Genomic DNA, 13396 nt, shown 5'->3' with positions numbered 1-13396 from the left:
CCGCCGCAGTCATTGGCTGTCGGCAGGAGACACGCTATGCCCCGTCTGGCTAAACACCTCGCCTGGTTTGCCGTGGCTGTCCTGGGAGCGATTGCGCTGAGTGTCGTGGCCCTGCGCCGCGGCGAAGCGATCAACGCCCTGTGGATCGTAGTCGCAGCCGTCGCCATCTACCTCGTTGCCTACCGCTACTACAGCCTGTTCATCGCCAACAAAGTGATGCAGCTCGATCCCGCTCGGGCCACTCCCGCTGTGCTCAATAACGATGGTCTGGACTACGTGCCGACCAACAAGCACGTGCTGTTCGGTCACCACTTCGCCGCTATCGCCGGTGCAGGTCCACTGGTCGGCCCGGTGCTGGCAGCGCAGATGGGCTACCTGCCCGGCACGCTGTGGCTGATCGCCGGCGTAGTGCTGGCCGGTGCCGTTCAGGACTTCATGGTCCTGTTCATGTCCACCCGCCGCAATGGCCGTTCCCTGGGTGACATGGTCCGTGAAGAAATGGGTCGCATTCCCGGCACCATCGCGCTGTTCGGCTGCTTTCTGATCATGATCATCATCCTCGCCGTGCTGGCGCTGATCGTGGTGAAAGCCCTGGCCGAAAGCCCATGGGGCATTTTCACCGTGATGGCGACCATTCCGATTGCGATGTTCATGGGCATCTACATGCGCTACATCCGCCCCGGTCGCATCGGTGAGATCTCGGTGATCGGCGTGCTGTTGCTGCTGGGCTCGATCTGGCTCGGCGGGCAGATTGCCGCGGATCCGGTGTGGGCCAAGGCGTTTACCTTTACCGGTATCCAGATCACCTGGATGCTGATCGGTTACGGTTTTGTCGCAGCCGTGTTGCCGGTGTGGCTGATTCTGGCGCCCCGTGACTATCTGTCGACCTTCCTGAAAATCGGCACCATTGTCGCCCTGGCCATCGGCATCCTGGTGACCATGCCCGAGCTGAAAATGCCGGCGCTGACCCAATTCATCGACGGCACCGGCCCGGTGTGGAAGGGCGGTCTGTTCCCGTTCCTGTTCATCACCATCGCCTGCGGCGCGGTCTCGGGCTTCCATGCGCTGATCGCTTCCGGGACCACGCCGAAGTTGCTGGCCAGTGAAGGGCATGCCCGTTACATCGGTTACGGCGGCATGCTGATGGAATCGTTCGTGGCGATCATGGCCATGGTCGCCGCCTCGGTGATCGATCCGGGCGTGTATTTCGCCATGAACAGCCCGGCCGCCGTGGTTGGCGCCGATGCGGTTGCCGTTGCGCAAACCGTCAGCAGCTGGGGCTTCGCCATTACCCCGGAAGCCCTGCAAGCGGTGGCCCACGACATCGGTGAAACCACCATCCTGGCCCGTGCCGGTGGTGCGCCGACCCTGGCGGTGGGTATCGCGCAGATCCTGCACCATGTGTTGCCGGGCGAGAACACCATGGCGTTCTGGTACCACTTCGCGATCCTGTTCGAAGCGCTGTTCATCCTGACCGCGGTCGATGCCGGTACCCGCGCCGGGCGTTTCATGCTCCAGGACTTGCTCGGTTCCTTCGTGCCGGCCCTGCGTCGCACCGAATCCTGGACCGCCAACCTGATCGCCACCGCCGGTTGTGTGGCCATGTGGGGTTATCTGCTGTATCAGGGCGTGATCGATCCATTGGGTGGCATCAATACCCTGTGGCCGCTGTTCGGTATCTCCAACCAGATGCTGGCCGGTATCGCGCTGATGCTCGGCACCGTGGTGCTGATCAAAATGAAACGCCAGCGGTATGTCTGGGTCACCTTGCTGCCGGCGGTATGGTTGCTGATCTGTACCACCACCGCTGGTTTCATCAAGCTGTTCGATGCCAACCCGGCGATCGGCTTCCTCGCCCTGGCCAGGAAGTACAGCGATGCCTTGGCCAACGGTCAGGTGCTGGCCCCGGCCAAGAGCATCGACCAGATGCAGCACGTGATCTTCAACGCCTACACCAACGCGACGCTGACCGCGCTGTTCCTGTTCGTGGTGTTCAGCATCCTGTTCTTTGCGCTCAAGGTCGGTATTGCCGCTTGGGGCAGCAAGGAGCGTACGGATAAGGAAGCGCCATTCCACGCGCTGCCGGATGCCTGATCATGTTCAATGACCTCAGTCGCCTGGGTAAATACCTTGGTCAGGCCGCGCGCCTGATGGTCGGCATGCCCGACTACGACAACTACGTCGAGCATATGCAGACCAAACACCCGGACAAACCGGTGATGGACTACGAGGCGTTCTTCCGCGAGCGCCAGGAGGCTCGTTACGGCAGTAAAGCCGGACCGAAGTGCTGTTGAGTGACATAAAAAACCGGCTGAAAGGCCGGTTTTTTATTGCGCGCAGTAACGGCCTGGACATTTCGGGCTCCGTTGCGATTCGAATCGTCGCCACCACTTTTGTTCCGGGTCATGGAAGCATTGCCAACCTCCTGACTGATTTGAGCTGTTTATCAGCTATCTCCCCCAGATGGAGCGACAGTTTCCCCGTCCGGTACTTTAATGGATGGTCTGGAGCGACTGATCACTGGGCCGTCATAGCCTTGAGGCTATGGATCCCATACCGAAAAGCTATTTCTTCAATCGGTGATCCGGATCCACGCTTAAGGATGGTTAGCTGAAAACAAAATCAAGAGGAGATGCCATGTCAACTGAATCGAAATGCCCGTTCAATCACGCCGCTGGCGGTGGCACGACGAACCGCGACTGGTGGCCGAACCAACTGAACCTGAAGATCTTGAGTCAACACTCACCCAAGTCTGACCCGTTGGGGGGCGACTTCAACTATGCCGAAGCTTTCAAGAGCCTGGATTTCCATGCGCTGAAAAAAGACCTGACCGCGCTGATGACCGATTCCCAGGACTGGTGGCCGGCGGACTTCGGTCACTATGGGCCTTTCTTTATCCGCATGTCCTGGCACGCCGCAGGCACCTATCGCACCGGTGACGGCCGGGGCGGCGCCGGCTCCGGCCAGCAACGCTTTGCACCGCTCAACAGCTGGCCGGACAACGTCAGCCTCGACAAGGCCCGTCGGCTGCTCTGGCCGATCAAGCAAAAGTACGGCAACAAAATCTCCTGGGCCGACCTGATCGTCCTTGCCGGCAACGTTGCACTGGAGTCCATGGGCTTCAAGACCTTTGGTTTTTCCGGTGGCCGCCCGGATGTCTGGGAACCGGACGAAGACGTCTACTGGGGCTCGGAAAGTAAGTGGCTGGGTGGCGACGTGCGTTATGGCAAAGATGCCGGGCAAGCTCCCGCCGAGCGCAATCTGGAAACCCCACTCGCAGCCGTGCAGATGGGCCTGATTTACGTAAACCCCGAAGGCCCTGAAGGCAACTCTGATCCGGTCGCCGCCGGGATAGACATCCGTGAAACCTTTGCGCGCATGGCCATGAACGACGAGGAAACCGTCGCGCTGATCGCGGGCGGCCACGCCTTCGGCAAAACCCACGGTGCCGGTCCTGTCGACCATGTCGGACCTGAGCCCGAAGCCGCCGGCCTCGAACTGCAGGGCCTGGGCTGGAAGAGCACGTTCGGTACCGGTAAAGGTGGCGACGCCATCTCCAGCGGCCTGGAAGTGACCTGGACGACCACGCCAACCCAGTGGAGCAACAACTACCTGGAAAACCTGTTCGGATACGAATGGGAACTGACCAAGAGCCCGGCAGGGGCAAACCAGTGGAAGCCGAAAAACGGCGCTGGCGCCGGCACCATTCCGGATGCCTTTGATCCGTCCAGACGGCGTGATCCGACCATGCTGACCACGGACCTGTCGCTACGCTTCGACCCGATCTATGAGCCGATTTCCCGGCGCTTCCTGGCCAATCCAGACCAGTTGGCCGACGCCTTCGCCCGTGCCTGGTACAAGCTGATTCACCGTGACATGGGGCCGCTCTCACGCTATCTCGGCCCGGAAATGCCGAACGAAGAGCTGCTGTGGCAAGACCCGATCCCTGCCGTTAACCATCCACTGGTCAACGACAGCGATGTCGCCGCGCTCAAGGGCAAAATTGCGGCCTCGGGGCTGTCAGTCTCGCAGCTGGTATCTACCGCCTGGGCGGCAGCGTCGACTTTCCGTGGCTCCGACAAACGCGGCGGTGCCAACGGTGGGCGCTTGCGCCTAGCGCCACAGAAGTCCTGGCAGGCCAACCAGCCAGATCAACTGGCCAGCGTGCTGGCAAAACTCGAAAGCATTCAGAACGAGTTCAACAGTGGCGGCAAGAAAATCTCCCTGGCCGACCTGATCGTGCTCGCCGGAGGCGTGGGCGTGGAGCAGGCCGCGAAAAATGCCGGCCAAAGCGTGACGGTGCCTTTCACGCCGGGGCGCATGGACGCCAGCCAGGAGCAGACCGATGTCGATTCCTTCGGTTACCTTGAACCGATTGCCGACGGCTTCCGTAATTACCTGAAGCAACAGTACCGTGTGCCGGCCGAAAAGTTGCTGATCGACAAGGCGCAACTGCTGACGCTCAGCGCGCCGGAAATGACGGTGTTGCTGGGCGGCTTGCGCGTGTTGAACACCAATGTCGGCCAGAGCAAACACGGTGTGTTCACCACGCGTCCGGGAGCCCTGACCAACGACTTCTTCACCAACCTGCTGGATATGGGCGTGGAGTGGAAGCCGGTATCGGATGCCCAGCAGGAGTATGAAGGGCGTGATCGCAAAACCGGTGCAGTGAAGTGGACGGGGACGCGGGTTGACCTGGTCTTTGGTTCCAATGCGCAGTTGCGTGCCCTGGCCGAATTCTATGCCTGCGCCGATGCGCAGCAGAAATTCGTCAAGGACTTCGTCGCCGCGTGGACCAAAGTGATGAACCTGGATCGTTTCGACTTAAACCGCACCGTCTAGAGGAGATGTTGTCATAACGCTGGCATTACCGGCAAAAAGTGCCTCGGCTCGCCCTCCGGCTCCGACATCAGCGGAGGGCATCGGGCGACCATGAATCCTGGCGATCATGGTCCGGTCCATTGCTGTCGACCTTGTACAAAAAGGACACGCTGAAGGCGCAGTTTCCCGACAGTTTCGGAACTTCACCGGCTGGCGTGATTCGAGTTTGTGGGCTATTGGTTGATGACCAGGCATGAGTCCGGAAGAGAGGGGCTACTAATGAAAACGCTGATAGTTGATCACTCTTGGACCAAAATCATCGAGCGAGATGAGTTCGCCAAGGTCGCGCTGGCGGCAAAGATTGAGCAGATCGGAGAAATCGAAGCTGCCATTCGAGCGGTTGAAGGTGAAGAGGCGGCCCGCAATGCTCTAAATGATGGCTTGATAAAGCATGCATTAACGCGCTGCCTGGAGAACTTGCAGGGATCTGCATCCGTAACGGAGCAGGATTTCCGGGTCTGTTACGAGTTTGCGACAACCGCTGCGAAGAATGCAGAGCGAATCATTGACGAAGAGCTTGCGCACGTAGGGTCGTGATCGTAGGCGCCGCCCTCCGTGACCGGAAGCGATAGGTGGAGACTCCAGGATTTGGTGTTCAGCTATGCTTTCAGCACTTCGTTCAAGAAATGGATTTCGCTATGAGTAGCGTAAGAAAGCCGACACAGCGAGAAATCTCCGATGCCCTGGAACTTAGCGAAAGCGAGGTCGCGTTGTACGTTGCAGAGGTAGAGGAAAAGGCTGATGGGGCGGGGCACTGGATCTTTTTCAGTGTATCAACGCCTAACGACATCCTGTTCTGGCTCAGGGTCGGTAACAACCTGACGCTTGAAACAGACGCGATAAACATCCTCTGGGCAAAACAATCACCGAGTATCGCTCGTTAGGTCTCCGGGATCGCATTGCAGTGGTCAACTAATCCCGGACACGACGTTAAGTTTTTTCTCGGCCTGAGCCGTCGCCATCCGACGCGCTCTGAAGCTGGCTGACGTTACAGTCATCGAACCATCCTGGCCCGTAGCTTCACGAATGTGAGCCTGCTGCCGAACTCGCGGAATGATTATCCAGGTCGCGCCGGATGCCGTGATCTCGGTCGGAATATTTCCGACTTGAGGCGCGGTTGGCCGGACAGAAAACTCTGGCAGGTACAATGTTGACTATGGATAATGGCTGATTTTTCTGGATCAGAGTTTTCTCGATGAGCGCTCAAGAGATTAAAAAATACAATTATATTGATGCGTTGAGAGGCATTGCTATAATTTTAGTCGTGTTTGTTCATGCGTCGCAGTATGTTCAGCCTCTTAATAATACTCTTTGGCTGACAATGATTGAGGGGGCTAGAGGGGTCCAGTTGTTTTATATCGCTAGTGCGATAACACTCTGCATGTCTTGGGATGCAAGGAAATCTGGCGAGTTGAATCCTGTAAGAAATTTTTATTTACGCAGGGTGTTCAGGATCGCACCAATGTTTTATTTGGCGATTATTGGCTTTTTTATTCTGAACGGAACATCTCCTACAAATTTTGCTCCTAGCGGTCTTCATTGGTGGTTTTTTCCGATGACTGCGCTGTTTTTGCATGGGTTGCACCCGGAGACCATAAACTCAGTAGTGCCCGGTGGATGGTCAGTAGCTGTTGAAATGACGTTCTATCTATTGTTTCCTGCGCTTATGCTTGTTCGTAAGTTTTATTATTTTGTACTGCTATTGATTCTTTGTCTTCTATTGCAAGAGCTGAATGTGTTTGTGGCGACAAGTCTCTTTGTGTATGAGCCGGCTCAAAAGTATATGGTTGATAATTTCGTATTTTTCAACTTTATTGGTCAGGCTCCGGTATTTGTTCTTGGGGTAATGGCCTACATTTGTATCAGTAAGAATAAGGCGCCGAATTTAATATCTCTGGTTGTTGGTGGTGCTATGTTTATAGCGCTTTCTGTGGAGTTTTGGTGTCAATTTCAGACTGTTGTACCTCATCACGTTATTGCTGGTGGGGTATTTGCTATTTTTGCAATTTTTCTTGCCTGCTACCCAGTTAAATTGTTTGTTAACCCGATTGCCATGTTGCTTGGAAAACTTAGCTTTAGTATGTATTTGATACACATAGCAGTTTTAAAAATTCTGAGCAGTCATGGGATTAATTTGATGTTTGGCAAGGGGGATGCGGAAAGCATAATCTTTTTCTTGTTTGTGTTGCTTGTTACAACCGTTATCTCATGGTTCACATATCGCTTCATAGAGAAGCCAGGCATAGCTTTTGGGCGAAAACTGATCGACAGGCTTGAGGCTGGCAGCTTAAAGGTTTACCCAGCGCCATTGTCCTCTGAATCCGCAAAGTAAACGAAACCTCCTGTATCTGTAGCGATAGCTGCAAATCTCTCTAAAGCCGGCCTGTTGCCGGCTTTTTTTCGTCTGCCTTGAATTTGGCCATGGATCGGTTCCAGATCAACACCCGCCTTCGCATGGCTGCGTTCATCGATCAACTCAGTGCTGATGCTGCCACTGCTCGCGCCGTTGCTGTGCTTGCCGACGTGTTCAAGCGCGCTGACCAGCGAGCGGGCGACCTGGTTGAATTTGCTGACCAAGCCCGAGCCAGGGCACTGACCTGTGAGCAGGCCTGCATTTCAATCGGCGAAAATTAAACTACCGAACACGGATTGATTGCGGTGGCGGGGTTCCAAGCCTATTTTAGCGAGCTACCGGATGAGCGGCGCGGTGTAGAACAACTGGCTGTTGAACTATGGCCAGATTACCGCATAATTCACAATTTAAGAGTGGGCTCACACACAAGCAATGACGAGAGCCTAACGCAGATCACTTAGACAAAAGGCCAATAATAATTTATGTCTCGGATGACGCAGGAACAGTCAAGTCAACTTGACTCTATGCGCGCTCTTGCTGCGATTGTGGTTTTGTTTGGACATACTTTCCAAACACTACTTCTCCCGGCTGTTGGCTCTTGGTTTACATTGGTTGTGCTTGTGTCACAACTTGCCGTTATGGTGTTTTTTGTGCTTAGTGGCTTTTTGATAGGGAAGTCGGTGTGTAATAATATATCGAAAAACTCCGTGTTTAATATTGGGCAATATGCGAAGGATCGAGCTATCAGGATCTATCCACCATTGATCGCATCATTGGTTTTGATGGTTGTTCTTTCTATCGTCGCACCTTATGTATTTCCATCTGGAACAAACGCGCTACTTACAATTGAAGGTGTGGATTTCGTACGCACAGAATATGTGTCAGTCTCATCGGATGTCTTAGGCGCGCTGGCGTTTCTAAATGGGTTCAAAACCGAGACCCCGTCAGCTAATGGTCCGCTTTGGAGCTTGTCTATTGAGGTTTGGTACTACGTGATAGCCGCATCTGTCTTCCTATGGCCTGGCAGGAAGATAATCTCGAGTGTAATGCTTGGCATGGCCGTTTTTGTAACGTATAAAAACTCATTGTTTTTTATGTTGGCACCTGTTTGGTTCTCTGGATTTGGGTTGGCATTGATTCATCAGCGTAGACCGCAGATGAATAACCGGATTTTTGGTGTGATGTTTGCGGTCTCTAGCCTCGCTTTTATTGCTGTCGTAGTTTTTGCTCTATTTGACGATCCATCTGGTAATGCTGTTGTACTGGCTCCTCTAAATTACTTTAGGGTAGTGTCTGGCTTGTGGTTCGCTTGCTTTCTTGCATTGCTAATGGGTGGGGGCGCATCTTTCCCCAAGTGGTTCCGTCGGCATGCGGCATATTCATACACTCTCTATGTAATTCACTTCCCGATTATGCTGTTTGTTTTAGGTTTGTCACAGAGGTATATATATAATTCTGTGCCGAATGCGCTGTTTGTCAGTGCTGTGACTATTGTTATCTCTTTGGCAGCATCGTGGTTGATAAGCCGTTGGGTTGAAAGTAAATCGTTCATATCCGGGTTGGCGCTATATGCCAAAAAAGCGATAACCAAGAAGTTAACAGCGTAGGTTTTCCTGAATTACAGGCTTTACGCTGGACAGCCTGGAAGATATCGACGGCTGCCTGTATGCGCAGTCGTGGTGGTGCAGTGAGGTATGACACCGGAACGTCAATCCGGCGCCATCATCACCGCAAGCGTCATCTTGATAAATTCTTCGTTCTTATCGATCGCGTCCAAGGCGCCGCGCACGTTGCTCGCGGTCAGCATTCGATGTCCGCGTCTTCTGCTGTTTTTTCAGCGCTGGCAGGCCAGGCATCGATCACCGATTGCAGGAACTGCTCCGACAATCGAGGGTTGTCCAATGCCCTGGCGATCAGTATTGCCCCGGTGATCGATGCAAGGATACGCAAGGCTTGCTGGTGTTTTTCATCATCGGTTTCGCCGTCGACCAATGGCATCAGCGTTTCGATCAGGTTCTGCACGCCTTTGGTGAACGAGTGGCTGACGGCACCGCCATTGCGCGCGACATCGGCGCCGAGGGCGGGGATCGGACAGCCTTCGGTCCAGTTGCTCAAGTGGCTTTGGGTCAAGTAACCCTTGAGCAGTTCAGGGATGGATTTAGCCGCTCGCCAGTCTTCGATGTTGGTTTCGAACGTGCGGCTGACCGCCTCTGACGCCAACTGCTCCTTGCCGCCGGGGAACTGTCCGTAAAAGCCGCCATGGGTCAGGCCCACCGAGCGGGAAAGTTCGCCGATACCGATGCCATCAATGCCTTTTTCCCGGTACATCCTCGAGGCTGCGCCGAGGATTGCTTCCTTGTTGGCTGCTGCCTGGTCTTTCGTCACTTTCATGCGTGGGTCCTGTCATCCGATGAGCGCCCTGGCAAATTTTTGCTGAGGGGCTGGTATTGATGATGATCATAATATAAATTCGCGGCAATGGTTTTGCCGGTCCCGGGCCCGTGGCTCAAGTCTAAACACCTCACAGGGTGCCGCCCCCATGAAACGTAATGATCTGCGCAGTATCGACCTTAATCTGCTGGTGGTTTTCGAGGCGCTCATTCAGGAACGCAATGTCTCCCGTGCCGCAGAAAAGCTTGCTCTGGGCCAACCGGCGGTCAGCGGCGCACTGGGTCGTCTGCGCGCATTGTTCAACGACCCTCTGTTTAAACGCATTGGCCACAAAATGGAACCGACCGCCCGTGCATTGCAGGTGGCGCAAACGCTTGGGCCCGCACTGGACTCCATTTGTTCCGTCGTCAGTCTGGCGGCTTGCAGTAAAAAACCCGGTTAATTCATGGGCTTGATCTGAGTTTTCATTTTTTTTGCGCTTATACATGATGGTCATCATTAATGATGATAACCAAGTTCACTCCGTTCAATTCGTCGCTGCCCCCTGTGCGGCCGAGAATTCTCCAACCCCTAAACCGTCTGGCGGACACTACCCATGGAACAGTCACTCAAACCTTTGCGTTATCCCCTTGCTGCATTGGCGTTGGCGACCGTCACTGCTTGCGGCCACGCACCCGATGCCGCCCAGGCGCCGGGTGCGCCGCATGTCACGGTGGCCAAAGTGCTCGAGCAACCCATTACCGAATGGGATGAAGTCACCGCCCGTCTTGAAGCGCCGGAAACCGTTGTGGTTCGTCCGCGGGTGTCGGGGCAGATCGATCGCGTCGCCTTCACCGATGGCGAGTCGGTGAAGAAAGGGGATTTGCTGTTCCAGATTGATCCACGTCCGTTCGAACACGAAGTGCATCGCCTCGAAGCGCAGTTGCAACAAGCTCGCGCCACGCTGGTTCGAACTGGCAATGAAGCACAACGTGGCCAGCGCTTGCTGAGCAGCAATGCGATCTCGGCGGAGCTGGCCGACACGCGCAACACCACCGCCCAGGAAGCCCGTGCCGCTGTCGATGCCGTGCAGGCGCAACTCGATCTGGCACGTTTGAACCTGAGCTTCACTCGCGTCACCGCACCGATTACCGGCCGGGTCAGCCGTGCCGAAATCACCGCCGGCAACATCGTCACCGCCGACACCTCGGCGCTGACCAGCGTGGTTTCCACCGACAAGGTCTACGCCTATTTCGACGCCGACGAACGCCTGTTCCTCAAGTACGGCCAGCTCTCCCGTGAAGGCCGGCGCAGCCAGTCCACACCGGTGTACATGGGCTTGTCGAACGAGGAGGGCAATAGCCACCTGGGGCAGATGAACTTCGTCGACAACCAGGTCAATCCCAAAACCGGCACCATTCGAGGCCGCGCGGTGTTCGACAACGCGGACGGCCAATACACCCCGGGCTTGTATGCCCGATTGAAACTGGTGGGCAGCGCGGCCTATGCCGGCCTGCTGATCAAAGACGAAGCGGTGGGCACCGACCTGGGCAAGAAGTTCGTGCTGGTGATCGACCAGGACAACAAGGCCGTGTACCGCAGCGTCGATCTGGGGCCGAAACTCGAAGGCTTGCGCATCGTGCGCAGCGGTTTGCAGAAAGAGGACCGCATCGTCATCAACGGTCTGCAACGGGTTCGTCCCGGCGCGGTGGTCGCGCCTCAGGATGCGCCGATGGCCGACGCGCAAACCGTCGCCACCCTGGCCCGTCAACGTCAGGCCATCGAGGCGGGCAATCAGCCCGTCGCTCCGTCACCGGCGCTGGTGAAAACCGATGCTGCCGTTTCGCCTCGCGGATAAAGGAACACTGTCATGAAGTTCTCCCGGTTCTTTATCACGCGGCCGATCTTCGCCGCAGTGTTGTCGCTGCTGATCCTGATCGCCGGTGCCATCGCGTTGTTCCAGTTGCCGATCAGCGAATACCCCGAGGTGGTGCCACCGACCGTCGTCATCCACGCCAACTACCCGGGTGCCAACCCCAAGGTGATTGGCGAAACCGTGGCCGCGCCACTCGAGCAAGCGATCACCGGCGTCGAGAACATGCTGTACATGTATTCGCAGTCCACGGCCGATGGCCGGCTCACCCTCACGGTGACCTTCGCCCTGGGCACCGATCTGGACAACGCCCAGGTGCAGGTGCAGAACCGCGTGACCCGGACGGAGCCGAAACTTCCCGAAGAAGTGACGCGCATCGGCATCACCGTGGACAAGGCGTCGCCCGAACTGACGATGGTGGTGCACCTGACCTCGCCGGACAAGCGCTACGACATGCTCTACCTGTCCAACTACGCGATCCTCAACGTCAAGGATGAGCTGTCTCGCCTGAACGGTATCGGTGACGTGAAGATGTTCGGTATCGGCGACTATTCGCTGCGGATCTGGCTCGATCCGAACAAGACCGCTTCACGCAACCTGACCGCGACCGACGTGGTCAACGCGGTCCGTGAACAGAACCGTCAGGTCGCTGCCGGCCAACTGGGTGCACCGCCTGCGCCCAACGCCACGAGCTTCCAGATGTCGATCAACTCCCAGGGGCGGTTGGTTACCGAGGAGGAGTTCGAGAATGTGATTATCCGCAGTGGTCCGGATGGTGAAATCACTCGCCTCAAGGATATTGCGCGGATTGAACTGGGCTCCAACCAGTACGCCCTGCGCGCCTTGCTCAATAACCAGGAAGCAGTGGCGATGCCGATCTTCCAGCGCCCGGGCTCGAATGCGATCGACGTCTCCGATCAGGTGCGGGCGAAGATGGCCGAGCTGAAGAAGAACTTCCCGGAAGGTATGGACTACGAGATTGTCTACGACCCGACCATCTTCGTGCGCAGTTCGATTGAAGCGGTGGTTCACACCCTGTTCGAAGCGCTGATCCTGGTGGTGCTGGTGGTGATCCTGTTCCTGCAAACCTGGCGTGCCTCGATCATTCCGCTGGTGGCGGTGCCGGTATCGCTGATCGGCACGTTTGCCGTGATGCACCTGTTCGGTTTCTCGCTCAATGCCCTGTCGCTGTTTGGCCTGGTGCTGGCCATCGGCATCGTGGTCGATGATGCGATCGTGGTGGTGGAGAACGTCGAGCGCAACATCGAGTTGGGCCTCGAGCCGATCGAGGCAACCAAGAAAGCCATGGGCGAGGTGACCGGCCCGATCATCGCCACGGCGTTGGTGTTGTGCGCGGTGTTCGTGCCGGCTGCGTTCATCTCGGGCTTGACCGGGCAGTTCTACAAGCAATTCGCCCTGACCATTGCCATCTCGACCGTGATCTCGGCGTTCAACTCCTTGACCCTGTCGCCGGCGTTGGCTGCGGTATTGCTCAAGGCCCACGGTGCGCCGAAAGACCGTTTCTCCAAAGTGCTGGATCGTCTGTTCGGTGGCTGGCTGTTCAAACCCTTCAACCGCGTGTTCGAAAAGGCCAGCCACGGCTATGTGGTTGCCGTCGCCAAGGTCATTCGTGGCAGTAGCGTGGCCTTGCTGGTGTATGCCGGGCTGATCGCCATGACGTACATGGGCTTCAGCACCACGCCGACCGGTTTCGTGCCGACCCAGGATAAAAAATACCTGGTGACCTTCGCGCAATTACCCGACGCCGCAAGCCTTGATCGTTCGGAGTCGGTGATTCGTCGCATGAGCACCATTGCCATGAACGAGCCGGGGTTCGACAGCGCGGTGGCGTTCCCCGGTCTGTCGATCAATGGCTTCACCAACAGCCCGAACGCCGGCATTGCCTTCATCGGCTTTTT

General features: G+C 56.3%; 12 protein-coding genes. 11 read left to right on the top strand and 1 reads right to left on the bottom strand.

Annotated features, from left to right (window positions below):
- Positions 1 to 36 precede the first annotated feature (36 nt).
- The 8 genes from PMI29_RS12395 (at position 37) to PMI29_RS12425 (ending at position 8841) form a co-directional block, all read left to right on the top strand.
- Positions 37 to 2094 (top strand): carbon starvation CstA family protein, encoded by a 2058-nt coding sequence (locus tag PMI29_RS12395; RefSeq protein WP_007999289.1) that lies wholly within the window; start codon positions 37 to 39, stop codon positions 2092 to 2094.
- A gap of 2 nt (positions 2095 to 2096) precedes the next feature.
- Positions 2097 to 2294 (top strand): YbdD/YjiX family protein, encoded by a 198-nt coding sequence (locus PMI29_RS12400; RefSeq protein ID WP_007976534.1) that lies wholly within the window; start codon positions 2097 to 2099, stop codon positions 2292 to 2294.
- A 343-nt stretch (positions 2295 to 2637) separates the two neighbouring features.
- Complete coding sequence (gene katG, locus PMI29_RS12405; RefSeq protein ID WP_007999287.1) at positions 2638 to 4842, top strand: catalase/peroxidase HPI; 2205 nt, start codon at positions 2638 to 2640, stop codon at positions 4840 to 4842.
- Positions 4843 to 5100: 258 nt separating this feature from the next.
- Positions 5101 to 5418 (top strand): hypothetical protein, encoded by a 318-nt coding sequence (locus PMI29_RS12410; RefSeq protein WP_007999286.1) that lies wholly within the window; start codon positions 5101 to 5103, stop codon positions 5416 to 5418.
- A gap of 101 nt (positions 5419 to 5519) precedes the next feature.
- Positions 5520 to 5765, top strand: coding sequence for a hypothetical protein (locus PMI29_RS12415; protein WP_007999284.1), 246 nt, complete (start codon positions 5520 to 5522; stop codon positions 5763 to 5765).
- Between the two features lie 311 nt (positions 5766 to 6076).
- Positions 6077 to 7213, top strand: a complete 1137-nt coding sequence (locus PMI29_RS12420) for an acyltransferase family protein (protein ID WP_007999282.1) — start codon at positions 6077 to 6079, stop codon at positions 7211 to 7213.
- Between the two features lie 89 nt (positions 7214 to 7302).
- The gene (locus PMI29_RS32650; RefSeq protein ID WP_033052462.1) at positions 7303 to 7515 is read left to right on the top strand and encodes a DUF2514 family protein; all 213 of its coding nucleotides are present in this window, start codon (positions 7303 to 7305) and stop codon (positions 7513 to 7515) included.
- Between the two features lie 201 nt (positions 7516 to 7716).
- Complete coding sequence (locus PMI29_RS12425) at positions 7717 to 8841, top strand: acyltransferase family protein (protein ID WP_007999280.1); 1125 nt, start codon at positions 7717 to 7719, stop codon at positions 8839 to 8841.
- Positions 8842 to 9034: 193 nt separating this feature from the next.
- Here PMI29_RS12425 and PMI29_RS12430 read toward each other — a convergent pair whose 3' ends face one another.
- Positions 9035 to 9625, bottom strand: a complete 591-nt coding sequence (locus PMI29_RS12430) for a TetR/AcrR family transcriptional regulator (RefSeq protein ID WP_007999277.1) — start codon at positions 9623 to 9625, stop codon at positions 9035 to 9037.
- Positions 9626 to 9773: 148 nt separating this feature from the next.
- Between PMI29_RS12430 and PMI29_RS12435 the strand changes: the two genes are divergently transcribed.
- From PMI29_RS12435 to PMI29_RS12445, 3 genes are all read left to right on the top strand, one after another.
- Positions 9774 to 10067, top strand: a complete 294-nt coding sequence (locus PMI29_RS12435) for a LysR family transcriptional regulator (RefSeq protein WP_007999275.1) — start codon at positions 9774 to 9776, stop codon at positions 10065 to 10067.
- A gap of 153 nt (positions 10068 to 10220) precedes the next feature.
- A complete protein-coding gene (gene mexE, locus PMI29_RS12440) occupies positions 10221 to 11462 on the top strand; it encodes a multidrug efflux RND transporter periplasmic adaptor subunit MexE (RefSeq protein WP_007999273.1) in 1242 nt (413 codons plus the stop codon).
- A gap of 12 nt (positions 11463 to 11474) precedes the next feature.
- A partial coding sequence (locus PMI29_RS12445) for an efflux RND transporter permease subunit (RefSeq protein WP_007999270.1) occupies positions 11475 to 13396 on the top strand: 1922 nt, incomplete at its 3' end.

The organism is Pseudomonas sp. GM49, from assembly GCF_000282355.1.
Classification (GTDB): Bacteria; Pseudomonadota; Gammaproteobacteria; order Pseudomonadales; family Pseudomonadaceae; genus Aquipseudomonas.
Note: the sequence above shows the minus strand (reverse complement) of the source record. Positions and strands in the feature narration are given on the sequence as shown.

Bases quoted from the DNA above. Each gene is read 5' to 3' on its own strand.
- PMI29_RS12420 (WP_007999282.1), top strand. From the start codon at position 6,077: ATGAGCGCTCAAGAGATTAAAAAATACAATTATATTGATGCGTTGAGA.
- PMI29_RS12395 (WP_007999289.1), top strand. From the start codon at position 37: ATGCCCCGTCTGGCTAAACACCTCGCCTGGTTTGCCGTGGCTGTCCTG.
- PMI29_RS12415 (WP_007999284.1), top strand. From the start codon at position 5,520: ATGAGTAGCGTAAGAAAGCCGACACAGCGAGAAATCTCCGATGCCCTG.
- katG (WP_007999287.1), top strand. From the start codon at position 2,638: ATGTCAACTGAATCGAAATGCCCGTTCAATCACGCCGCTGGCGGTGGC.
- mexE (WP_007999273.1), top strand. From the start codon at position 10,221: ATGGAACAGTCACTCAAACCTTTGCGTTATCCCCTTGCTGCATTGGCG.
- PMI29_RS32650 (WP_033052462.1), top strand. From the start codon at position 7,303: ATGGATCGGTTCCAGATCAACACCCGCCTTCGCATGGCTGCGTTCATC.
- PMI29_RS12425 (WP_007999280.1), top strand. From the start codon at position 7,717: ATGTCTCGGATGACGCAGGAACAGTCAAGTCAACTTGACTCTATGCGC.
- PMI29_RS12410 (WP_007999286.1), top strand. From the start codon at position 5,101: ATGAAAACGCTGATAGTTGATCACTCTTGGACCAAAATCATCGAGCGA.
- PMI29_RS12400 (WP_007976534.1), top strand. From the start codon at position 2,097: ATGTTCAATGACCTCAGTCGCCTGGGTAAATACCTTGGTCAGGCCGCG.
- PMI29_RS12435 (WP_007999275.1), top strand. From the start codon at position 9,774: ATGAAACGTAATGATCTGCGCAGTATCGACCTTAATCTGCTGGTGGTT.
- PMI29_RS12430 (WP_007999277.1), bottom strand. From the start codon at position 9,625: ATGAAAGTGACGAAAGACCAGGCAGCAGCCAACAAGGAAGCAATCCTC.